The organism is Streptomyces sp. NPDC005566, from assembly GCF_040605575.1.
GTDB lineage: Bacteria > Actinomycetota > Actinomycetes > Streptomycetales > Streptomycetaceae > Streptomyces.
Window position 1 is genome coordinate 86,114 of record NZ_JBEXDB010000013.1, and the last position, 20,730, is coordinate 106,843.

Consider the following 20,730-nt stretch of genomic DNA (forward strand, 5'->3'; position numbering starts at 1 on the left):
ACGCCGGACACCAGCGAGGGCGGTACGGGTCTTCCCGTACCGCCCTCGTCCTACGCGTCCGTCCGCCGGCCTCTTCCGAGGCCGACCGTCAGTTGGTCCCTATCTTCGCCAGCAGATCCACGATGCGGGACTGCACCTCGTCGCTCGTGGAGCGCTCGGCCAGGAACAGAACCGTCTCGCCCGAACCGAGCCGCGGCAGATCCGCCTCGTCCATGCCGGAGGTGTAGACGACCAGCGGCGTGCGGTTCAACTGGCCGTTCGCGCGCAGCCAGTCGATGATCCCGGCACGCCGGCGACGTACCTGCATCAGGTCCATCACCACCAGGTTCGGCCGCATCCGCGTGGCGAGTTCGACCGCCTCGCTGTCGCCCGACGCCCGCGCGACCTGCATGCCACGGCGCTCCAGCGTCTCCGTGAGCGCCAGCGCGATCTCCTCGTGCTCGTCGATCACCAGCACCCGCGGCGGATGCTGGTCACTGTCGCGCGGGGCGAGGGCCTTGAGGAGCACGGCGGGGTCGGCACCGTACGCGGCCTCCCTGGTCGCCTGCCCCAGACCGGCCGTCACCAGCACCGGAACCTCTGCGGCCACGGCCGCCTGACGCAGCGACTGCAGAGCCGTACGGGTGATCGGACCGGTCAGCGGGTCGACGAACAGCGCGGCCGGGAACGCCGCGATCTGGGCGTCGACCTCCTCGCGGGAGTGCACGATCACCGGACGGTAGCCGCGGTCGCTGAGGGCCTGTTGGGTGGAGACGTCCGGGGCGGGCCAGACGAGCAGCCGTCGCGGGTTGTCCAGCGGCTCGGGGGGCAGCTCGTCGTCGACGTGGAGCGGCTGGGGCCGGTTGGCCACCTCGACCGCGCCACCGGGTCCGTCCAGCGGCTCCGGCCCTTCGGCGCCCTCGTCCGGAGCACCTATGGCGTACGAGCGCCCCTCTGCAGCGGGAGGGGACAGCAACTGACCCGATCCGGAACCCTGGGTGGTGCCGCCCGGTGCGGCACCCGCAGGCGCGCCCGCGGAGCCGGGCCGGGCCGGAGCCACAGGAGCCGGGGCGGGCTGCGGCGCCGCGGGCAGCGCCGGGTGCTCGGCCTCCGGAGGGGCGGCGAGCTTACGACGGCGTCCGGCACCGCCGAGCGTCTGGTTCTGCTGGTGCGCGAGGTGCTGCGCGAACGGCACACCCTGGCCCAGCGTCCGCACGCTGAACGCGCGGCCCTGCGTCGAGTCCGACGACACGGGCGACGGCGCCTCGGCGGGCAGCGGCTGGCGCCGCGCGTCCGGTTCGGGGACCTGCGCGGCCACGGGCGCGCCTGCGGGGCCCTGCGCCTCCGGCGCGGGGACGTCCGCGTCGCCGGCTGCCGGATGGGGCGCCGGTACGGACGTGGCTGCGGCCCCGGGCCCGGAGAGGGCCCCGGACGCGGGGGGAGCGGCGATGGTGCCCGTGGTGTGCGTGGTGCTGTCGGGGCCCACCCAGGATTCGGGAGCTTCGACGGGAACATCGGCAGCGTCGTCGTGCGCATCCAGCGCGGCCAGGCCCTGTCCCGAGGTGCCGGACTGCGACCAGTCGGGCTGCGGGGGGACGGCCGGCAGGGGCTGCCCGGGGCCGCTTTGGTCCGGCCGGCCCGGCTGCTCCTGCACATCGGCGGCGCGCGCCCTGCGGCGACCCGACGGCACGGGGTGCGCCTGCGGCGGTGTGTGGTCCGCGTCCGGTGTGCTCCGTACGGCGTCGTGGCGCTCCGGCAGCGGCCCGGACGGCCCGCCCTGCGCGACCGGCGGGACCCGGTCCGCATCGGCGGGAGGCAGCGCGAACGCGGTACGCGGCTGTGCGGGCTCGGCCGGAGCGGAGTGCTCCGGCGCAGCCGAGAGCGCCCGCCGGGCCCGTCGCCCACCGGTCTGCTGTGCCTGCTGTCCCTGTGCCTGACCCTGGTGGGACTGCTGGGGTCCGGCGTCGGCCGACGCGAGGGCCGGAAGAGCGCGCTGGTTCCCGCCGCCGGGACGCGTCTGCCTGCCCGGGGCCTCCTGCGGCACACCCTGCGGAGGTACGGTCTGTCCGCGCTGCGGCCGGCCACCCCCGCCCTGCGCGCCCTCGGCCGCCGTCACCACGGAGCCTTCGGAGGGAGCCGGGGGAGCCGCGGAGGCAGGGGAGGGTGCCGGGAGAGCCAGTGCCTCCCGGGGCCGGTCCGCCTGAGCCTCCGCCTCCGCAGGACTGGGCCGCCCGCGCCTGCGCCCGGAGCCCCCGCCCTGCTGGGGCGCGATCGCTTCCTGTTCCTGCTGCTCCTGTGGCGCTGCCGGTCCGCGACGCGCCCTGCGCCGCCCCGTCGGCTCGCCCGCCGCGGCCTCCCCGGTCTCGGCCGCCGCGACGTCCACGGGGCTCTCCAGGAACGCGTCCGTCGACGCCCTCCTGGCCCTGCGCCGGCTGCCACCCGCACCGTCGGTCGCGGGCTGGGGGGCAGCTTCCGGCAGCGCCTCCTCGGGCACCGGCACCGGCACCGGCGGGGGCGCAAGCGTCCCGGAGCCCGCGCCGAGCGGCACCTCCAGGACGTACGCACTTCCGCTCATTCCGGCCATCTCGTGCGTCTGGAGCACACCGCCGTGGGCCCGCACGATCCCGCGCACGATCGGCACGTGCACGGGGTCTCCCCCGGCGAACGGCCCGCGCACCTCGATCCGTACGACGTCACCGCGCTGCGCCGCGGCCACGACCACCGTCGAGTCGACGTAACCGCCGCCCGGAACCAGCCGGGCCTTGCCGGTCGAGTCGACGCCCGCGACATCAGCGACCAGGTGGGCGAGCGCCGTGATCAGCCGGCCCGGGTCGACCTCGGCCTCGATCGGCGGCGCGTGCACCGCGAACTGCGCCCGGCCGGGGCCGATCAGCTCGACCGCACCGTCGATACCGGCCGTCACCACCGAGTCGAGCAGCACCGTCTGTTTGACCAGCGCCTCCACACCGCCGTCCAGACGCTGGTAGCTCAGCACGTTGTCGACGAGCGTCGTCATCCGGGCGTAGCCCGCGGCGAGGTGGTGCAGGATCTGGTTGGCCTCGGGCCACAGCTGGCCCGCCGGGTCGGCGGCGAGCATCGAGAGCTCGCCGCGCAGCTCCTCCAGCGGGCCGCGCAGGGATTCGCCGAGCACCGCCGTCAGCTGGGTGTGCCGCTCGCCCAGCTCGGAGAGCTGATCGGCCTGTTCCTCCAGCTCGGAGGCGTAGCGCTCGGTCCGGTCGGCCAGCTCGGCCGCGTGGCGTTCGGTCAGTCCGGCGACCTCGGCACGGTGGCTCTCGGTGAGCTCGGCGACCTCGGCGGCATGCCGTTCGGTCAGCCCGGTGACCTCGTCCGTGTGCTGTTCCGTCAGTTCCTCGTAGGGCCTGCGGTCGGTGAAGGTCATCACCGCGCCGACCAGCTGGTCCCCGTCGCGCACGGGCGCCGTCGTGAGGTCGACCGGCACCTGCGCGCCGCTCTTGGACCAGAGGACCTGGCCGCGCACCCGGTGCTTGCGGCCGGACTTGAGCGTGTCGGCGAGCGGGGACTCCTCGTACGGGAACGGGTCGCCCTCCGCACGCGAGTGCAGGATCAGCGGGTGCAGTTCCTTGCCGCCGAGGTCGCTGGCGCGGAAGCCGAGGATCTGGGCGGCGGCGGGGTTGACGAGGACGACCCGGCCGTCCGTGTCCGTACCGACGACGCCCTCGGAAGCGGCCCGCAGGATCATTTCGGTCTGGCGCTGCGAACGGGCCAGCTCGGCCTCGGTGTCGACGGTGCCCGAAAGATCCCGTACGACGAGCATGAGCAGCTCGTCGCCGGTGAAGTTGGAGTGGATGTCGTTGTATCCGGCCTGGCCGCTGTCGAGGCTCGCGCTGGTGACCTCGACCGGGTACTCGGTGCCGTCGGTCCGGCGCGCCGTCATCCGCGTCGGCTTGGTCCTGCCCTGCTCGTCCGCAGTCTCCGGCCTGCGCATCGACCCCGGAATCAGCCTGGAGTCGAACTCCGGAAGCAGATCGAGCAGTCCGCGCCCCACGAGCGCGGTGCCCGGGGTCTCGAACATCTCGAGGGCGATGGTGTTGGCGTTGACGACCGTGCCGTTGCAGTTGACGAGCAGGAGCCCGTCCGGGAGGGCGTCGAGTATGGCTGCGAGGCGAGCAGCGCCTCGGGATGGCCTGCTGCTCACGAGACGCTTCCTCCCTGAATACCGCACCTTGCCGACAGCGGGCCCCATCCTGCCCCTCGGGCCTCAGGCTGTCACGAAAGGAGTCTAAAGGCACCGAGGGCACATGGGGCGGCGGATGAGGGGGAGCTCTCACCAAGGTTCTGTGCACACGGTGTACGCCGGTGGTCCATGTCAGGACCGCGGGCGCCCCCTGTGACGTGCGGCGACGCGCACCGGTGGCCCCGGCAGGAGGCGCCGCACGCGCCCCGCAGAGCCTGTTACCTGGCGGACGGGAGCACCGGCACAAGGTTGTTCCAGCGCGAGATCTCGCAGCCGTTGGCCCGGCTGAACCGCGCGTCGATGTTCTCCCCCTGCCAGGTCCCCTGGACCCGGGCGGCGGCCGGCCCGCCTGCCTGCTGCGTACACATGGCGTTCCGGTCCGTCGGTACGAAGGGGTTGTCGCCCGACTCCACGGCGTCCGCCAGCAGGTCGCAGGCGCGCTGAGCAGTGGGGTGGGTGCCGCCCACCGGATCGCACTCCAGCTCGAACGTTCCGTCGGCCGTCGGATTGCCCGACTCCGAGACCGTCACCGTGAGCCGGGTCCGCGTGTCCTGCCCGTCCACCCAGTCCCCCTGGAGAACGGGGAGCGGGGGCAGCGGCAGGAGAGGGGTGACGGCCGTTGCGGCGGGAGCGGCGGCCGACAGTGCGGCGAAGGACGCGACGGCGGTGAGGGTGAGACGGCGCAGCATGCGGGCTCCTGTTGTTCTGGCGCACCGGGGGGCGCACCGGGCTGCTCCGGTGCACGCCGGGTGGATGCGCGTGTCGGGCAGAAGGACGTGGCGGACAGAGGGCGGAGCCCTCGCCATCTCTAACGCTCCGCGCGTCCGCACGTTGCGCAACTCCTGGGGGGCCGACCGGATCGCCGCGCTGCCGGGCGCTTTGCCTCGCCGCCCGCCTGCCTAGTACCGTGGGCGGCGATTGGTGACAGCGCGCTCGACTGTGTCATCATCTGCACGCACCACTCGCGCTCGCGCGGGGTGTGCTGGAGGCGTCGCCTAGTCCGGTCTATGGCGCCGCACTGCTAATGCGGTTTGGGTCTTAAAGCCCATCGAGGGTTCAAATCCCTCCGCCTCCGCAAGATCCCGAAGCCCCGCACCTCTGGTGCGGGGCTTCGGTCGTGTACGGGACCGGAGATGTCCCACGGGCGGGCCGCAGATCTGCTCCAGGACGGTGTTTTCGCAGGTCAGAAGCGGTATGGCTAATGGATTTCGCGTGACGGCGCAGGTCATGTAATGTTGTTCCCGCAACGCCGACCAGGCAGAAAAGCCCGGAACGCCAAGCACTCGTAGCTTAACGGATAGAGCATCTGACTACGGATCAGAAGGTTGCAGGTTCGAATCCTGCCGAGTGCACACAGCTCAAAGGCCCCCTGGACATCGTCCAGGGGGCCTTTGACATCAGCGGGTGACATCAACGCGCCCGGAGGGGCGCTCTCAGTCGTCCGACGCTTCCTCCTCCGACCCGTCGTCGGGGTCATCGAGATTCAGTGCGTCGTCCATGCGCTCCGCAGCCGCCCGCAGCGTCGTGTCCATCACGTGCGCGTAGGTGTCGAGGGTCATGGTGATGGTGCTGTGGCCGAGCGTCTCCATGATCGTGCGGGCGTCGACCCCTTGGGCCAGCAGCAGCGAAGCGCAGGTGTGCCGCAGGTCGTGGACCCTGACGCGCCGTACGTTCGCGTCCCTGCACAGGATCGTGAGGGTCCGGTTCAGGCTGCGAGGGTCGATGACCCTGCCTGTCTGCGTGGTGAAGATGAGCCCGTCAGGCTGCCCCGGCGTCGGCTGCCATTTCTTCCCCGCGACCTCGCGTCCGCGCTCTTGCTGCTCGCGGTGGTCGGCGAGCGCTCGCACGAGGTGCCGTGGCAAGGACACGGTGCGGATCGATCGTGTGGTCTTCGGCGTCCCGAAGATCAGTTCTCGCCGGATGCGCTGTACGTTCCGGCGTACCCGGAGCTGTCGGCTCGTGAGGTCAACGTCCGACCAGGTGAGGGCGAGAGCCTCCCCGCGCCTGAGGCCGGTCGACACGAGCAGCAGCCACAGTGCGTACAGCCGGTGCGTGCGTGCGGTCTTGAGCAGGATGCGGACTTCGGCGCCGTCCAGGGGGTGCACCTCCTTGCGTGTGACGGTCGGTGTCTCGACGATGCGTGCGACGTTCCGGGCGATCAGCTCTTCGCGCATCGCCTGCTGCAGGGCTGACCGCAGGACGGCGTGCACGTACTGGACGGTCCGAGCGGACGGAAGCCGCTTGCAGCACTTGCCTACGGCGCAGCAGCCGCGCTTGCCTTCCGGGCGCTCGTGGTCGGCGCGTCGCAGACAGCAGAGGCAGGAGCCCTTGAACTCGGTCAGGAACCGGCGCACGTCAGCAGGCGAGAGCCGGTTGAGCCGCTTCTTGCCGAGTGCCGGCCGAATGTAGAGCCTGGTCAGGCCCTCATAGCTGTTGAGCGTGGCGGGCTTGAGTCGTTCCGGCGCGATGGCGGCGAGCCAGTAGGTCAGGTAGTCGCCGAACCCCATCGTGGAGGACGCGGCCGGGATGCCCTGACGCGTCTTCTCCTGCAGCTCGGTCAGCTTGTCGGCGACTTCCTCGCGGGTCTTGCCGTAGACGAATTTGCGCGTCCGCGTCCCGTCCGGTCGGTAGACGTAGGCGGCGGCGTGGTAGCGCCCGTCGGTGCGCTTGGTGATCGTTCCTTCGCCGTTGGCGCGTCGTTTGGCCATCAGGCGGCCTCCTCCATCTGGTTGCGCATGTACGCGCGGACGGCGTCGACCGGGATGCGTCGCGCCCGGCCGGCAGTGAAGCTCGGGAGCTGCTTGGAGCGAATGAGGTCGTAGACCTTGCTACGGCTGAGACGAAGCGCCGCCATGACTTCAGGGACCTTGAGCGCTTCGTGACTGGCGGGCATGGCGGTGGTCATGCGGGGGCTCCTCCGGGATGGTCCTGGGGCGTACCTCTGAGGGGCGCTACTTCCGCTACCGCCGCTACCTCACAGGTCAGGGGCCTGTTCGAGGTAGCGGGAAGGGGTAGCGGTAGCGGATGGGTAGCGGCAACCGAGACCGGTTGCCGCTACCGCGTTGGTGCTGGTCAGACCGTGTTCTCGGTGCCGGGTAGCGGAGGTAGCGGACTTTCCGGGGGTGGGGGGCAGTAGCGGGCCCAGGCGTCCCAGAGATCGGCGGTGTAGTAGCCCTTGAGCACGCTCCCGGCGGTCTTGATGTTGCGGGAGGCGATGGGCTCGTTGTCGGCCGTCATGTACTCGGCGAGCATCTTGGACAAGCGCCGATTGTCGAGCGGCTTGCCGTGGAGGTCGGCCCACGGTGCGTCGTCCAGGGCGTTGAGCCTGTCGAGGATGGCGACGGTGGGCAGACGGTCGATGCCGACCATGACGTGGTCGCGCAGGTCGGTGAGCAGCCGGACTCCGACACTGCCTTTGTCGTTGGCGCGGGAGGCGGTCACGAGGGTCACGCACGCCGCGCGGGCCCGCTTGGGCCAGTGACCGCCGACCGCGTCGGCGATGGCGAGCAGCGGTTCCCACACGTCGGCCGGCCGGTCGCTGACTCCGTCGGGCATGTCCGGCCAGGCGCCCATGACGAAGCCGCGGGCGTGCTCGGCCCACTCGGCGAGCCGGTCCCGGAGCTTGTGCCCTTCGGCTTCGTGGATGCGGGCCCGGAAGGGCTCGACCGTTTCGTTTCGGGCCCGGCGGCGCATGCGGACGATGACGGCCCGGCTCATGATCGTGTCCGGGAGCGAGCCGAGACCGGCGACCGCGACCGCACAGTACGAGGGGAATGCCTGCACGGTCTGCTGCCCGCCGTCGCCGATGCACCGGTAGGTGACCCCGGTACGGCGGTGTCCGGCGTTCAGGAAGCCGCGTAGTTCCTCGTTGTCCCCTGCCTTGGGCCCGAAGACGGTGTCGATCTCGTCGAACAGGATGGTGGGCTTGCCGTTGCCTGCAGAGACGGACCGGAACAGGGCAGCGGCGGACGCGTTGACGGCCGTCATGGGCTGCGGGACGAGGGTTTCCACGATCTCCAGTGCCCGAGTCTTTCCGGACCCCGGCTCGGGGGACAGGAAGGCGATGCGGGGGGTGGAGTCGAAGCAGTCGAGCAGGTGCGCGTGCGCGTCCCACAGGGCGACCGCGACGTACGCCGCTTCGCTCGGAAAGACGTTGAAGCGGCGGTGGAACGCCTCCACCTCGTCGAGGAGAGCGGCGCCGTCGATGGGCGGCGTGGTGGGGGTGGGGTCGGTCATGCGGCCCTCCCAGAGGCGGCGGGGGTGGTGTGGGGGCACTGCTGGACGCGTACACGGGTGGTGAGTTCGATGACGGCGCTGCGGCCCCGTGCGCGTTCGTGGTGCCCGCAGGCACAGAGCCAGTCCGCCACGGGGATCTCCTCGCGGCCGAGACCGCGCACGACCAGGCCCGGTTGAATGCTGGTCACCGTGACCGCGCGCGGGTCAGGGAGAACTGCAACGCGGACGCCTTCGGCGACGACCTTCGGCGCCTCACCGCCACTGTTGCCAGGGCCGGATCGGCGAGGCCGGGGCGGGTTGGGGAGGCTTTTCAGCGGGGAATTGGTCTGGGTGGTCATGCTGCCTCCGGTCGTGGCCGGCAGGTGCGGATGGACCAGTCCAGGGCGCTGGTAATGGTGGCGCGGCACTCGGCCGCAGTGAGTCCGGCGGCCTCGCCCGCTGCCTGAAAAGCCGCTTCGACGACGTGTCGGGGAACATCGCCCCACGCCACGAACCGACCCACGGCCCGGACGGACGCCAGCAGCGTGGTGTTGCGCCGTCCCTCGGGTGCGGCCCGGACGGTGGTCCGTTCGCGCTCCAAGGCGGTTTCGGCGTACCGGTGAACCCGCACCGGCACCAGAGCAGGCGCCGGAACGGCGACGGGCTTCGGGTGCGGAGGCAGGAGAAGGGCCCGGAGCCATGCGGGCAGGGGGTTGATGAGGGCGGGCCCGTCGATCGTGTAGCGGCGGCCGTTGACGGTGCTGCCTGGGGCGACGACATAGCCGCCCCAGGCCCTGGTGTCGACCAAGGGGGCGAGGGTTCCGGCGGTGTTGTGGAGGCGGGCGGCGGCAGGGGCACTGAAGTACAGGTGCTGCCCGCCACTCGCGGTCCGGATCGTGCGGGTGCGGGGCACCGGGTGTCCGGCGCGCTCGCAGAGCGCCGCAAAGGTCGTCACGCCGCAAGGCGTGTCCGCACTGCTGTTGGGCTTGGGCCTGTCCAGGTCGACGACGACCAGGTGGGACGGGCCGGTGGCGATGCCGACGTTCCACGCCCCGGTGGACCAGGCTGCGCGGATGCGGTCGGGGTCGGTGGTGGCGCGCTGTTCCCACTTCAAATGGCTGGTGGTGCAGGGGCCGGTGTGGGGGCAGGCGGTCTCGCCGTGGAGGGCGGGGCGCTTGTCGCCGGGGCGGAGCGGGAAGACGTGCCAGCCGCGTTCGGCTGCTCGTAAGGCTGCGGACAGCAGCGTGAATGAGGAGTGTTGGGGCATGCTGGGTGTCTCCAGTTCTGTGAGAAGTGCTGGCAGGGGAGGGCGGCCCCGCTTCATTGGCGTGAGAGGGGGCCGCCCTCGTCGTGCGTGGGTCAGGCGGCGGCGGACTCGTCGCCGCGTGTGGTGGTCAGGCAGCCGTCCGGGGTACGGACGACGGTGCCGCCGGTGGTGAGGGTCTTTACGGCCTTGGACACAGCGCCCTTGGACAAGCCCGTGAGCGTTACCAAGTCCTTCTGGCGGACCAGCTCATCGGCGGTCTTGATGGCCTTGAGCACGCGGGCGGTCGCACCGTCCACGGCGAGCGCCGGGTCGGACTCGGTGTCCTTCACGAGCGTGAGCGTCGGGGTGCCCGCGGCTTCCGTTGTCGGCACTCCCGAGCGGGCCCAGGGGGTGCGGTCCGGGAGCGCGATGACGACGGCCTTGTCCATGTAGCGGACCTTGACGGGGTCGGGCTTGCGCTTGCCGTCCCGGATCAGGGCGACACCGGGGACGGGGAGTTCGTCGGCGGTCCATCCCTTGGCCTGTGCGTCCTCTCCGAGGACGACGCGGGCTTCGGCCGGCGTGCGGACGGCGAGGCAGATGGAGACGCCGATCTGCGGGGCGATCTGTTTGGGGATGCCGTCGCCGATGGTGGGCTTCTGCGTCATCCACCACAGGTCGATACATGCCGCGCGCCCCATGCGGGCGATGGATTCCAGGGCAGGTAGGGCGGACCGGTTGGCGGTCCGGGTTTTGCCGTCGGCTGCCTCCATCTCGTAGGGGACCTTGTCGGCGGCGGTCATGACTTCGGCGCCCTCGTCGACGACGACCGTGATGCGGGGCCGGTCCGGGGTGGGGGTCCAGGTGTCCTGTCCCTTGGGCAGGACGGACAGCCGCTCGAGCATCTCCGTCTCCAGCTCGTCGGTGACGTCGATGACCTCGTGCGGGGTGGAGGCGACGCGGGCCCGGTGGTCCCACAACCGCCCTTCCACGCGCTTGAGGTCGATGATGACCAGTGCGTTGGCCGGGCCCTCGGACGCGTCGAACAGGAGCGGGCGGGAGGCGACGGACTTCCCGGCGCCGGAGCGCCCGGCGATCAGCAGCCGTTCGCCAAGCGGCACGGTGACCTGTTCGCCGGTCACCGTGTCGATACCGAGGGAACGTCGCTCGGGCGTCCACGTCAGGTCGTCGCCGTCGGCCGCGCTGCGGGTACGCAGCATCAGTTCGGCCCACCCGCCCTGCTTGCCCGCCTTGATCTGGATGCGCAGGCTGGTGCGGGCGCCGAGCAGGGACCGTACGTGGTCCTCGGCGCTGCGGAGTTTGGTTGCGGTCCACGTGCCGTCGAGGCGGACCGCGACCACGATCCCGGCGTCGGTCAGCTTCGGCCGGCCGGTCAGTGTCCCGGCCAGGCCGCGCTGTTCGGCGTGCTCCTTCCAGTGCTGCGGCTGGAGGCGTTTCAGCAGCATGGTCTCTTCGGCGGTGGGCGTGAGCCCGGTCGTGTCCCGGCCGCGTACGGCGGTCCACACCGTCAGAGCCGTGACGGCGGCGACCACGGCGATGGCGGACCACACCCAGGCGCGGACGGATACCTGCGGCAGCCACACGTACCCGGCGACACCGAGCGCGGTGGCGGTCTTGGCGGCGAACAGCCACATCGGGTCCGGGACGCGTCGCTTGGCCGTGCGGAGTTCTCGTTCCGCACGGTGCCGCAGCGGGGTGACGCCTTCGGGGTCTATGGCGCGGGCGGTGGCCAGCGCGCGGCGTGCGTCGCGGACAAGGGGCTTGCGGTCGGCGCGCAGGGTGCGGCGGCGGTCTGCTTCCTTGCGCCACCGGTCCGCGCTCCAGCGGGCGGCGGTGGCGATGTACTGGCGGTGCGTACGCCAGACTTGAGACTGACTCACGGGATCTCTCCAAGGGTTCTGAGTCGGTGGGGGCGGGCCCTGCACGGCCCGCCCCCACGCGCGGGTGTGTGTACGCGGAGTGAGCGTGTTTCCGGTTTCCTGGTTTCCTAGGGGCCCCTACGCGTGCGCGCGCGAGACCGGAAACTCCAGTCACACAGCGTCGCTACGGGGGTTCTCGCGGTCGAACGCGACCCGGGGGGTCTCAACCCACCCGGAAGGGGGTCAGGCGCCCTGCGGGCCGTCTACGGCTTGCGGGTGTTCAGCGGCCGTTGCGGCCGCGCTTGCCGGTGCTCTTGGCGCTGTCGCCGACGGCCCGGACCACGGTGACCACGCACCAACCGAGGACCAGCGCGATGAACGCGAGCATCGCGAGGTTCGCGGCGATGGCGGTGAGCGCGGCGACCAGCAGGGGGCCGAAGTAGACGCCGGCCGCGACCGCTCCGGCGCCGACACCGGAGCCGAGCGCGATGCGCTGCACCGTGCGGTCCGGCGGCGCCTGGTGGATGTGCTGGACGATCTGCTGCGGCGCCTGCGGTGCGGGGAGATGAGCGGTGTCGGCGTAGGTGTAGGTGCCGTCCGGGAGCTGGACGACCGTGACCGCCCTGGGGGCGGGAAGGTGCTGGTTCATCAGGTTCCTTCCACGAGCGAGGAAGCGCCCGACCCCGCTCGTTGATCGGCAGGGCAGACCCCGGGTGCAAGGGGTGGGCGCTGGATAGGATTCGCGTTCATGGGGCGAGCCGAGTTGGGGGAAGACGGCCGGTATTACGGCCAGTTGCCGTGCCGGTGGTGTGACACGCGCATCAACCAGGCAGGGCGGCGTAAGCCGCGGCTGTACTGCCGCACATCGCATCGTTTGAAGACGTACGGCGCCCGGGTCGCTGGACTCATCGCCTCGGCCTTCTGAGCCGGTGCCCGATAGCCATCCCCGATCAGGCAGTCGGTGCGGGCGGGTCGGAGCAGGGCACGCACATGCCGAGTGAGCGCGGGATGCAGTACCCGGCATCCCGGCTGCAGGTGGGGCAGGTCCGGCGGGCTCGCATGGCCGCTTCGAGGGCGGCCCGGCGGCCCGGGGTCATCGGCCGTACGGGCTTGGCCTGGTCGATGCGGTAGAGGTAGGCGACCATCGGGCCCCGGCGTCGGCGGGGGCGCTGGACTTCGGCGGCGACGTCCTGCCCGCCGGGCCGAAGTCCGAGGGCGCGGAGTTGGCGGCGGGTGGCCAGACCGTCCGGGGCCAGGCGCCACCGGTAGACGGGCAGCGTGGTCATCGGGCCGTCGCCGCGAGCGGTTCGGCCGTTCGCTCGGCCCGCAGGGTCTCGCGCAGGACGCGGGCCTTGGCGGCGGAGGTGTGGACGGCCCTGCGGATGCCCTCGGCCGTCAGGTCGCCGACCGGCCAATCGGCAGTCACCGACCTTGCCTCGGCCAGCAGTTCATCCGCCGTGCGGACCGGTCGGGGTGTGCGGGCCGCGTCCGGGACCCGGCCGGTCGCCCCACGCGGTCGGGCCGACTCTGCGGCCACCGCCCGCGCCGGGAGGGGTGCGGACCGCTTCACCAGGTCGACCACCACCGGAGCCGGAAGCGCGGGCGGAGCAGGCTTCGGGGCGAGCGGGAGGACCGGGGCGGGGGTCGACTCTCCCAGGTCAGACATAGACCGATTCGTTGCAGTCTCAGTCGTTTTCTCCGCATTCGTGGAGTCGACCGGTCGGTGGTGCAGGACCTTGGCCACGAGGTCGGAGCCGAAGTAGATCGAGCCGACCGGCAGCGACGTGGCCAGCAAGACCAGGGCCCAGTTGGCGGGGTCCCAGTCGGCCAGTCGACCCCAGTCGGCCATCCCTCCGTGCAGCTCCGGGACGAGACCGTGAACGTAGTTCAGGACGAGTGAGGCAAGGGTGTAGGCAGCGAGCACCCGCAGCGCGAACCGGCGGGCCTCGTCGGTGAGTACGAGGGTGGCGACCAGGGCCAGGGCCATCAGGCCGTCGACCACGAACGGGTAGAGCAGGGCGGCGGTGCCGTCCGCGCCGGTTGCGCTGGCCACGTCCCGCAACGCGTTCCACGAGACGCGGAACGCCATGGCCACGACGACCACCAGGGCGAACACGAGCAGGCTCTTACCGAAGCGGTTCATGCCGCACCGTCCGAGTGCGCCACGTCGGCGCGGTTCGCAAGGTCCCGGCGGGCGGCCAGTACACGGTTGCCAGCCCGCCGAACCCGCCGGGCGTCCAGCTCGTTCGCCGGGCGGTCGATGGTCATGATCTGTGCGTCCAGCAGCTCGACTTCCGCGCGGATGAGCGGCATCTCCAGGTCGATCGCGTCCAGCTCGGCGGCCGTCGGTTCGATGTCGAGCGACGCGGCCGTAACGAGGGTCTGAAGTGCGGCGATGGTCTTCATGGGTCGTTGTCTCCTTCATGGGTCGGACGGCCCGAAAGCGGCCCCGGTGTTCGAGCACCGGGGCCGCGCCGTCATGGGGTGGGCTGCCCGCCACGGCGTGCGGCCCGGAAGTGGTGGGTCAGTCGCGCTTGGCGTGGGTGGCCTTCAGCTCGGCTGCTGCGTTCTTGCACTTGCCGGCCACGATCCGGTCGTAGACCTTCTGGCTGCGGGCGACGGCCTTGGGAGTGGTCAGGTCGGTCGACGCGCTCTGTGACTGCTTGCCGAACATGCGAACTCCTCATGGGTGGAAGGTGTGGACCCGGCCGGTCATCCCGGCCTCGGCTCCCCTCAGCACCGCCTGTACGACCAGTGGCCGGACAGGCGGAGGAGGCAACCGGCCGTTTCACGCGGAAACGACAGTCGTTCGGTTCTCCGATTCACACGGCGCTGCTCGGTCCGGGGAGATCCGAAATCCCGGAAGTCTGAGGTGGCACCTTCGAAGGTTGTGCCGTGCGGTTCTTGAGCCGATGGCGTTCCCGGTTAGGGGTGTGGGCCCCGGTGTGACGGGGGCCGGTTCTCGGTCGGCTGGTCTCCACTCGCCTCGGCCGTAACGCTCACGGCCGCCGTACTGCGGTGGATCACGCTGTGGAGTTGTGGGCGCGGCACACCAGCGCGGTCCGAAGGTTCCGGAGTGGCTGGCGGCCACATTCATAGACTGGACCGGTGGACCGGTCCAGTCAAGGGATGAAATTGCGGTTGCCTGGCAGTGGGTTGCGTATGTGCAGGTCAGGTCGCATGACGGGGCATCAAAAAAGCTGGACCGGCGGACCGGTCCAGCTCAATTCGGGTGCCTGAAGTGCCTACATCGCGTAGGTGTCCACCTGCTCGAAGAGTGAGGATGGGGTGACTCCTTCTTCGCATACCAGCGGGAGCCCATCCTGATCGTGGGCGGTGTGCAGGAGTACGGCGACAGGTGTGGTCACCGAGATTCCCAATCGGCCGGCCTCTGTCTCCGTAGCCAGGCGCACTGTGGTGATGTCTACTCCCTCGGCCGGAGACCTTCCGGTCTGCCGACGCACGTAGCGCGTTGTGCCTTCCGCGATGGGGGCGGTGTCGGCGAGGCGGGGCGCCACTTCGGCGATCTCAGGAGGGAACCATGCCTCCACGCAGCTGTGGGGAGTGCCGTCCGGGAGCTGGTGTACGCGGATGCGCCGGAGTGCCAGCACTCCCGAGGAGATGCCGAGGGCTCCGGCGACGCGTACGGACGGTTCTGCCCAGTCGGGCTCTCTAATGCGCGTGAACGGCATTCCGCCCAGGATGCGCGCCGACCCCGCTCGGCGGGCGCCGGCGGGACGCGCCACGGGGGTTTCCGTGACGACGAAGCCGGTGCCCTGCTTGGCCACGACCACGCCGTCGTTGCGCAGCACGTCCACCGCCTTGATTGCGGTGGCCCGCGACACGTCCCACTGCTCCGCCAGCTCGCGGCCGGACGGGATGGTGACCCCAGGGGCAAACTCGCCAGCAGCGATGCGGGCGCGCAGGGACTCTGCGATCTCTTCGTACTTCAGAACTGCCATGGCTTCCCCTACTCCGCGCGCTGGACTGGTCCACCGGTACACAGGATACTGCGACCATGTCGAATCTCGAATTGGCTCCCTCCGTGATGCGGTTCTACGGCGAGACAGTGAACGAGGACGACCGCCTGCGCAGCTCGGCAGACGGGCGTATGGAGCTGGCCAGGACTCAAGAACTCCTCCGACGCTTCCTGCCTCCCGCGCCGGCACGCGTGCTCGACGTGGGTGGGGGAACCGGGATTCACGCTGAATGGCTGGTGAAGGACGGCTACGAAGTCACGCTCGTGGACCCCGTGCCCCGCCATGTCGAGAGCGCCGCGGCCGTGTGCTCAGCGCTCGTGGGGGACGCCCGCGACCTGCCCCAACCGGACGGCAGCTTCGACGTAGTGCAGCTGCTCGGGCCGCTCTACCACCTCCCTGACCCGGGGGATCGGCGCAAGGCACTGGCGGAAGCCTGCCGCGTAGTGAAGCCGGGTGGGCTGATCGCTGCTGCCGCGATCAACCGCTACGCGTCGCTCTTCGAACACGTCACGTACGCGCACCTACATACCGAGCGGATTCGCGACTCGGTCTCCAAGATTCTTGAGACGGCCGTCTACGACGGTGTACGAGGGTTCACCTTGTCCTACTTCCACCGAGCTGAAGAGCTTGTGGCGGAGCTGGCCGCCTCCGGCCTGACGGACGTGCAGGTCTTCGGCATCGAGGGGCCCGCGTGGTCCCTCGTAAAAGCGGCCGAGCAACAGCCGGGCGAGGGGCCCACGGATGACCTGATCGCCTCTGCCATGGCAGCAGCGCGCATGGCAGAGCCGTACCCGGAACTACTCGCTGCCAGCTCCCACCTCCTCGCTGTAGGTCGCGTACCGGCGTGAAGACGCAAGAGAGCCTCCGCTGCCCGTGACGCGGGCGACGGAGGCAGCGGCAATTCGTGTTGCCACCGCACGGGTGTGGGTGTTGCGCTGGTGCCCCTATGGGCTATTTCCGGCAAAGCGCTTGAATCAGAACAAGCGTAATATATATTGCCTTTCTGGGTAAATTATTTCACTATGGTGTAAAAGTGCAAATCAGTCGGCATGGGTGGCCAACTTCCTTATCCTCGTGGCATGGCTGCTTCCGAACCGTGCCCTATGCCAACCGCCCATAAGCGGCTAATGGATTGCCATGCGATGTGGCATGCGATGTCGGCTGCTTATATGGAGCCCGATAGTTTTCGCATGCATTTGAATTCACTCATTCAGGGCTTGCGTAATGTTACCTTCATGGTTCAGAAGCAGAAGGCCGACCTCGCTGGATATGGGGAGTGGTACACAAGATTCGTTAATGAAGTCTGCCCCAGGCCCCTGATGCGCTGGGCCGTAAAATCTAGAAATAGAATTGTTAAGGAGTCTGACCTTGATCTGCTCAGTGAAGCGAAAATTCGCTGGGTAGCAAACTGGACTACCAAGGAGGAGAGGAAGTTTGCATTCCCTCCCCGTATGTCTTCGCGTCAGATGCTTGCGGCGATTTTCTCAAACCCCGGAAATCCGCGAGTAGGTGTTGTAACCATCTCTCGCAGGTGGGTGGATAAGGCTCTCCCTGAATACGAGCTGCTTCATGCTACTAGGGAAATTTTCATTGAATTGAGCAGATTGCTCCATGCGGGGCATGCTGCTGCTGGTGTCACCTCGTGCACCATCGATAGAAGAGAGCCTGGCTGCGTTACTCCGGCCGTCAGTGTGCATCCGCTGGGTTGCATGGACATTAACTCAAGCCTCCGGCAGGAGCATGTCGATCTGGAAGATGGCTTTGGGATCGACGAAGTAGAGCACCACATTAGACGCGACGAGCGGCTAGTGGAAAAGGCCTATGCGCGGTACGGATCGTTTTCCGTGTCGGCCTCCGACCCTATTGAGGCGGCCCCGCAGTTGCTGGAGTCGGCGCACCGGGTGCTGCGTAAAGATAAGTGTCACATGCCTATGATGTGGTCATATCGGGATGGGAAGATCGTTGACATGATCTCCCCTAACTTCGTTGACCAGAACGGCAAGTATTTGATGTTTCATCGGCTTGCAGATCGCGTGGAAACGTTGCGGGCGGATGGAATCGTCCTGGTCATTGAGGCTTGGTGGGCGCCTGATGATAAGCGTGACGCGCAGGGTCTTCAGATCCCTCCGCGTGACAGGGAAGACAGGCAGGAAGTCCTTCATGTGGCGGCGGCTACAAGAGCTGGCGAGCGTCTGTCCCTACTCAGCCCATTCAGTAGAAGTAAGTCGGGAGAGATTATTTTTGGGGAGACGGTCTCGGGCCCCGATGAAGAACTGGGCGTCCTGGGGCCGTTCCTGCCGATCTTCGAACGGTGGAAGCAGATGGATGAGAGAAACGAGCGATAGCCGAGATGGCGGCCTGACATCAGCGGTTGACATCAACGGGGGCGCACACCGACGGACGACCACGTCCTGTACTGGGGGAGCATGGCGTCCTGATGAGGGCTCCTGTGCATGACCAGGCGCACAGCACCCGCCTACGGATCAGAAGGTTGCAGGTTCGAATCCTGCCGAGTGCACAGCAAGCGAGAGGCCCTCAGGAGAAATCCTGAGGGTCTCTCGCGTTGTCCGTACAGCTGCGAGGTGCAGCAGTCGACCTGGGCCGGCCGTGTCAGCCCGTACCGCCCTTCGAGTCGGACACCGGGGTGTTTTCACCCTCGCGGCTGTCCGCGAGGAACTCCACCAGCGCCGTGGCGAGGAGCCAGATCAGAGTGATGGTGAGGACGACCAACGCCGTCGGGTAGCTCCACAGGACGTACGTCAGGACCGCCAGGCCGACCAGGATCCACGGGATCCACGTGCGGTGGCGTCCCAGGAACGGTCCGACCGGGCCCGTGCGCATGCCCATGCGGTCGGCGGTGGCGCGGACCGCCCCGATGCCTGAGTGCCACGACTGCCGTACGAAGGTCGCCGATCGGCCCGGGCCGCTCAGCCAGGCGGCCAGGGCGATCACCACGCCGAGCGTCGCCGCCATGCGGACCGTGGTGCGCAGGTAGCGCGTGAGCGTGTCGTAGACGGACTCCGCGGCGGCCTGCGAGACGCTGTCGGGCAGCGCGTTGAGGTAGGCCACGCGGAAGACGGTCAGGCCCAGGCCGAGCATCAGCACGGCGAAGGTGAAGGCGAGCGCCGCGGTCACGAGAACGCGCCGGCGGTGCCTGGACAGCAGGACTCCGGCCGCGATGAGGACCACCGAGAGCACGGGCAGCCAGAACCCGGCGATCTGCAGGACCCGGAAGTACGTCTTGGTGTCGCCGATGTTGTCGACGCGCAGGACCGTGAAGTCGGTGTGCACGTCCGGGATCTTCGAAGCCGCCTTCATGCCTTCGTCGACGAGGCGTTGTCTGACCTGTGCGACGACCGGTCCGAGGTCGACGGTGACGGAGTCGTTGTTGATTTTCACCGCGCCGCCGCCGGAACCCGTGAGGGCCTTCTCGACGGCCACATGGATGCGCCGGTTGGCCTGGATCCAGATGTTCTCGAAGGTCTCGGAGGTGATGACCTCCTCCGACTTGTCGTGGACGAAACTGCGGACGGCGCTCTCCAGCGAATCGCCGAGTGTGCCGAGCGCCTTCCGGGCCGGCGGCCGGTCCGCGGGTGCCACGCCTTCGAGCAGGGTCGGCAGGTCGATGTGCTCCATCACCGCGTCGGTGACCCTGTTCGCCGCTGCCTTCTGGATGGCGGGGTCCGAAGCGAGCGGTTTGATCGTGTCCACGTAGCGGTCCTGCTTGCCCACGATGTCCGCCGCCCAAGAGGCGAGAGCGGCATGCGGAGCGAGAATGCAGCCGATGATGATGAGCAGGGCGGAGAAGAAGGAGCGCCACCGGTGGTGGGGAACCCGCGCCGCTCTGTCGGCCTCCAGCGTGTCGACGCGTGACCGTAGTAGTTCCAGTTCGGGCTGTTCGCCGTCGGCGCCCGATGCGTCGCGCTCCTGCCCACCCGGACCCGCTTGCCTGTCATCCGGCATGGCACGCCTCCGGTCTGCCTGGTTGGTTCGCTGCCAGCACATCCCGGAGGTCGGTCACGCGCGAGCGCTCGGGGCCGTCCGGGGGAAGGGGATGGGACGCCGCGGAGCGGTTGACCAAGGTGAATGGGCGATCACCCGCCGGGGCCGCGGACTTGGCGTTCGTCGAGGAACTTGTTCGACTGCACGGCAGGCCGAAGGCCCCTCGGGATTTTCCCGAGGGGCCTTCGGCGCGAGTGGGTCAGCCGGCCCTACGTGTCCTGACGCCGCTGGTCTCGAAGTCGTAGATGGTCTGGTTGATGCGGAGTCCGTCGACGGCGCCGATCCACATGTGGTCGCGGCCCTTGCCCACCGCGGCCGAGAGGATGGTCGCCCCCGCGCCACCGTCCTGGTTGAGTTCGGCCTTCAGGGTTTGGAGGGAGCACTGATCAGCCTGGCTGCAGATGTTGTTCTCGTTGCCCGTGAGGAACCAGTAGCCGGTCGTGGTGGCGTCGATGAAGCCGCTCCAGCCGTTCGTCACCGGGGAGGCGTCCGGCACCCACACCATCGTGGAGTAGTCGTCGTCGAGCCCGGTCAGGTTCGGATCGATCTCGAACCTGATGTTCGGCATGTTCTCGTTGCCCCCGTAGGCCACGTTCTCCCCGGTCTGGAAGACGTGGAACCCGACCCTCCGCAGGCCCTGCACCGGATCGCCGTAGAAGTCGACCTCGTTGCCGAAGTCGACCTTCTCGCTGGGAGGGCTCAGCGTGGTCGACTGGTCCGCCACCTCGATGCCCAGGCTGCCGCGTCCGTAGGGCGGCCTTGCGGAGGGGCCCGTCACACCGAACGAACCGAAGGGGCCGTTCCTCAGATCGGCGACGGGAGAGCCGATGGTGTTGCGGGTGATCACGCCCCAGTGGTCGGCGCGCTCCTGGTCTCCGTCGTGTCCGCCTGAGGCGGCGGACACCGATCCGGTGAATGTCGAGGCGACGATTGCGGCCAGTGCTGCGACTGCGAGGACCTTCCCCCGGGTCCCGCCCATGCGAGTGCTCACACTCATTCCTTCCACGTAGGTGAGGGCAACGGCCTGCGCCGGGTGCCCGATCGACGCGACGCACACCTGCGTTCAACCCTTGGTGACGGCGCAATCACTATTCGGAGGCATATGCGGGCATGGTGCAACGGAAGAACCAGGGCAGTCATTACTCTCCGTACCGAATCCGTCTTCGTGGGCCCGATGGACAGGGGCGGGCCCCGGGAAAGGAGTCGGGGCCG

Annotated in this window: 18 protein-coding genes and 2 tRNA genes; 4 read left to right on the forward strand and 16 right to left on the reverse strand. The window is 69.3% G+C overall.

What is annotated here, in order from left to right:
• Positions 1-88: 88 nt before the first annotated feature.
• On the reverse strand, positions 89-4,156 hold the full coding sequence (locus ABZS61_RS21275) for a PAS domain-containing protein (RefSeq protein WP_356423325.1): 4,068 nt from the start codon (positions 4,154-4,156) through the stop codon (positions 89-91).
• A 257-nt stretch (positions 4,157-4,413) separates the two neighbouring features.
• The gene (locus tag ABZS61_RS21280; protein ID WP_356423328.1) at positions 4,414-4,884 is read right to left on the reverse strand and encodes an SSI family serine proteinase inhibitor; all 471 of its coding nucleotides are present in this window, start codon (positions 4,882-4,884) and stop codon (positions 4,414-4,416) included.
• A gap of 295 nt (positions 4,885-5,179) precedes the next feature.
• On the opposite strand from ABZS61_RS21280, the gene ABZS61_RS21285 reads away from it, so the two are divergent.
• Positions 5,180-5,270, forward strand: a tRNA-Ser gene (locus tag ABZS61_RS21285).
• Between the two features lie 204 nt (positions 5,271-5,474).
• Positions 5,475-5,547: transfer RNA gene (locus tag ABZS61_RS21290), tRNA-Arg, on the forward strand.
• An 81-nt stretch (positions 5,548-5,628) separates the two neighbouring features.
• On the opposite strand, the gene ABZS61_RS21295 is transcribed toward ABZS61_RS21290, so the two are convergent.
• The 12 genes from ABZS61_RS21295 to ABZS61_RS21350 all read right to left on the reverse strand — a co-directional run bounded on the left by ABZS61_RS21295 (position 5,629) and on the right by ABZS61_RS21350 (position 15,498).
• Entirely contained in the window at positions 5,629-6,903 is a 1,275-nt protein-coding gene (locus ABZS61_RS21295; protein ID WP_356423331.1) for a tyrosine-type recombinase/integrase, read from the reverse strand.
• The gene (locus ABZS61_RS21300) at positions 6,903-7,100 is read right to left on the reverse strand and encodes a helix-turn-helix domain-containing protein (RefSeq protein WP_356423334.1); all 198 of its coding nucleotides are present in this window, start codon (positions 7,098-7,100) and stop codon (positions 6,903-6,905) included. Before ABZS61_RS21300 ends, ABZS61_RS21295 begins: the two co-directional genes overlap by 1 nt.
• Positions 7,101-7,267: 167 nt before the next feature.
• A complete protein-coding gene (locus tag ABZS61_RS21305) occupies positions 7,268-8,431 on the reverse strand; it encodes a DUF3631 domain-containing protein (protein ID WP_356423337.1) in 1,164 nt (387 codons plus the stop codon).
• A complete protein-coding gene (locus ABZS61_RS21310; protein WP_356423340.1) occupies positions 8,428-8,769 on the reverse strand; it encodes a hypothetical protein in 342 nt (113 codons plus the stop codon). The genes ABZS61_RS21305 and ABZS61_RS21310 overlap by 4 nt, the downstream gene beginning before the upstream one ends.
• Positions 8,766-9,677: a bifunctional DNA primase/polymerase gene (locus ABZS61_RS21315; RefSeq protein WP_356423343.1), complete on the reverse strand. Its 912-nt coding sequence runs from the start codon at positions 9,675-9,677 to the stop codon at positions 8,766-8,768. Before ABZS61_RS21315 ends, ABZS61_RS21310 begins: the two co-directional genes overlap by 4 nt.
• 92 nt (positions 9,678-9,769) lie before the next feature.
• Complete coding sequence (locus ABZS61_RS21320; protein WP_356423346.1) at positions 9,770-11,557, reverse strand: MarR family transcriptional regulator; 1,788 nt, start codon at positions 11,555-11,557, stop codon at positions 9,770-9,772.
• A 259-nt stretch (positions 11,558-11,816) separates the two neighbouring features.
• Positions 11,817-12,185, reverse strand: coding sequence for a DUF6251 family protein (locus ABZS61_RS21325; protein ID WP_356423350.1), 369 nt, complete (start codon positions 12,183-12,185; stop codon positions 11,817-11,819).
• 301 nt (positions 12,186-12,486) lie between these two features.
• Entirely contained in the window at positions 12,487-12,822 is a 336-nt protein-coding gene (locus tag ABZS61_RS21330; protein WP_356423354.1) for an RRQRL motif-containing zinc-binding protein, read from the reverse strand.
• A complete protein-coding gene (locus ABZS61_RS21335) occupies positions 12,819-13,679 on the reverse strand; it encodes a DUF2637 domain-containing protein (protein WP_356423357.1) in 861 nt (286 codons plus the stop codon). Before ABZS61_RS21335 ends, ABZS61_RS21330 begins: the two co-directional genes overlap by 4 nt.
• Positions 13,676-13,942, reverse strand: coding sequence for a DUF6284 family protein (locus tag ABZS61_RS21340; RefSeq protein WP_356423360.1), 267 nt, complete (start codon positions 13,940-13,942; stop codon positions 13,676-13,678). The genes ABZS61_RS21335 and ABZS61_RS21340 overlap by 4 nt, the downstream gene beginning before the upstream one ends.
• Before the next feature lie 118 nt (positions 13,943-14,060).
• The gene (locus ABZS61_RS21345) at positions 14,061-14,210 is read right to left on the reverse strand and encodes a hypothetical protein (protein WP_356423363.1); all 150 of its coding nucleotides are present in this window, start codon (positions 14,208-14,210) and stop codon (positions 14,061-14,063) included.
• A 571-nt stretch (positions 14,211-14,781) separates the two neighbouring features.
• The gene (locus tag ABZS61_RS21350) at positions 14,782-15,498 is read right to left on the reverse strand and encodes a GntR family transcriptional regulator (RefSeq protein ID WP_356423366.1); all 717 of its coding nucleotides are present in this window, start codon (positions 15,496-15,498) and stop codon (positions 14,782-14,784) included.
• A gap of 56 nt (positions 15,499-15,554) precedes the next feature.
• On the opposite strand from ABZS61_RS21350, the gene ABZS61_RS21355 reads away from it, so the two are divergent.
• Positions 15,555-16,364 (forward strand): class I SAM-dependent methyltransferase, encoded by an 810-nt coding sequence (locus ABZS61_RS21355; RefSeq protein ID WP_356423369.1) that lies wholly within the window; start codon positions 15,555-15,557, stop codon positions 16,362-16,364.
• Between the two features lie 231 nt (positions 16,365-16,595).
• Positions 16,596-17,861: a hypothetical protein gene (locus ABZS61_RS21360; protein WP_356423373.1), complete on the forward strand. Its 1,266-nt coding sequence runs from the start codon at positions 16,596-16,598 to the stop codon at positions 17,859-17,861.
• 265 nt (positions 17,862-18,126) lie between these two features.
• Here ABZS61_RS21360 and ABZS61_RS21365 read toward each other — a convergent pair whose 3' ends face one another.
• Entirely contained in the window at positions 18,127-19,479 is a 1,353-nt protein-coding gene (locus ABZS61_RS21365; protein ID WP_356423375.1) for a hypothetical protein, read from the reverse strand.
• A gap of 238 nt (positions 19,480-19,717) precedes the next feature.
• Positions 19,718-20,509, reverse strand: a complete 792-nt coding sequence (locus tag ABZS61_RS21370) for a hypothetical protein (RefSeq protein ID WP_356423378.1) — start codon at positions 20,507-20,509, stop codon at positions 19,718-19,720.
• Positions 20,510-20,730: the final 221 nt, after the last annotated feature.

Bases quoted from the DNA above. Each gene is read 5' to 3' on its own strand.
- ABZS61_RS21335 (WP_356423357.1), bottom strand. From the start codon at position 13,679: ATGAACCGCTTCGGTAAGAGCCTGCTCGTGTTCGCCCTGGTGGTCGTC.
- ABZS61_RS21345 (WP_356423363.1), bottom strand. From the start codon at position 14,210: ATGTTCGGCAAGCAGTCACAGAGCGCGTCGACCGACCTGACCACTCCC.
- ABZS61_RS21315 (WP_356423343.1), bottom strand. From the start codon at position 9,677: ATGCCCCAACACTCCTCATTCACGCTGCTGTCCGCAGCCTTACGAGCA.
- ABZS61_RS21360 (WP_356423373.1), top strand. From the start codon at position 16,596: ATGGCTGCTTCCGAACCGTGCCCTATGCCAACCGCCCATAAGCGGCTA.
- ABZS61_RS21340 (WP_356423360.1), bottom strand. From the start codon at position 13,942: ATGAAGACCATCGCCGCACTTCAGACCCTCGTTACGGCCGCGTCGCTC.
- ABZS61_RS21350 (WP_356423366.1), bottom strand. From the start codon at position 15,498: ATGGCAGTTCTGAAGTACGAAGAGATCGCAGAGTCCCTGCGCGCCCGC.
- ABZS61_RS21300 (WP_356423334.1), bottom strand. From the start codon at position 7,100: ATGACCACCGCCATGCCCGCCAGTCACGAAGCGCTCAAGGTCCCTGAA.
- ABZS61_RS21305 (WP_356423337.1), bottom strand. From the start codon at position 8,431: ATGACCGACCCCACCCCCACCACGCCGCCCATCGACGGCGCCGCTCTC.
- ABZS61_RS21295 (WP_356423331.1), bottom strand. From the start codon at position 6,903: ATGGCCAAACGACGCGCCAACGGCGAAGGAACGATCACCAAGCGCACC.
- ABZS61_RS21365 (WP_356423375.1), bottom strand. From the start codon at position 19,479: ATGCCGGATGACAGGCAAGCGGGTCCGGGTGGGCAGGAGCGCGACGCA.
- ABZS61_RS21310 (WP_356423340.1), bottom strand. From the start codon at position 8,769: ATGACCACCCAGACCAATTCCCCGCTGAAAAGCCTCCCCAACCCGCCC.
- ABZS61_RS21355 (WP_356423369.1), top strand. From the start codon at position 15,555: ATGTCGAATCTCGAATTGGCTCCCTCCGTGATGCGGTTCTACGGCGAG.
- ABZS61_RS21325 (WP_356423350.1), bottom strand. From the start codon at position 12,185: ATGAACCAGCACCTTCCCGCCCCCAGGGCGGTCACGGTCGTCCAGCTC.
- ABZS61_RS21280 (WP_356423328.1), bottom strand. From the start codon at position 4,884: ATGCTGCGCCGTCTCACCCTCACCGCCGTCGCGTCCTTCGCCGCACTG.
- ABZS61_RS21330 (WP_356423354.1), bottom strand. From the start codon at position 12,822: ATGACCACGCTGCCCGTCTACCGGTGGCGCCTGGCCCCGGACGGTCTG.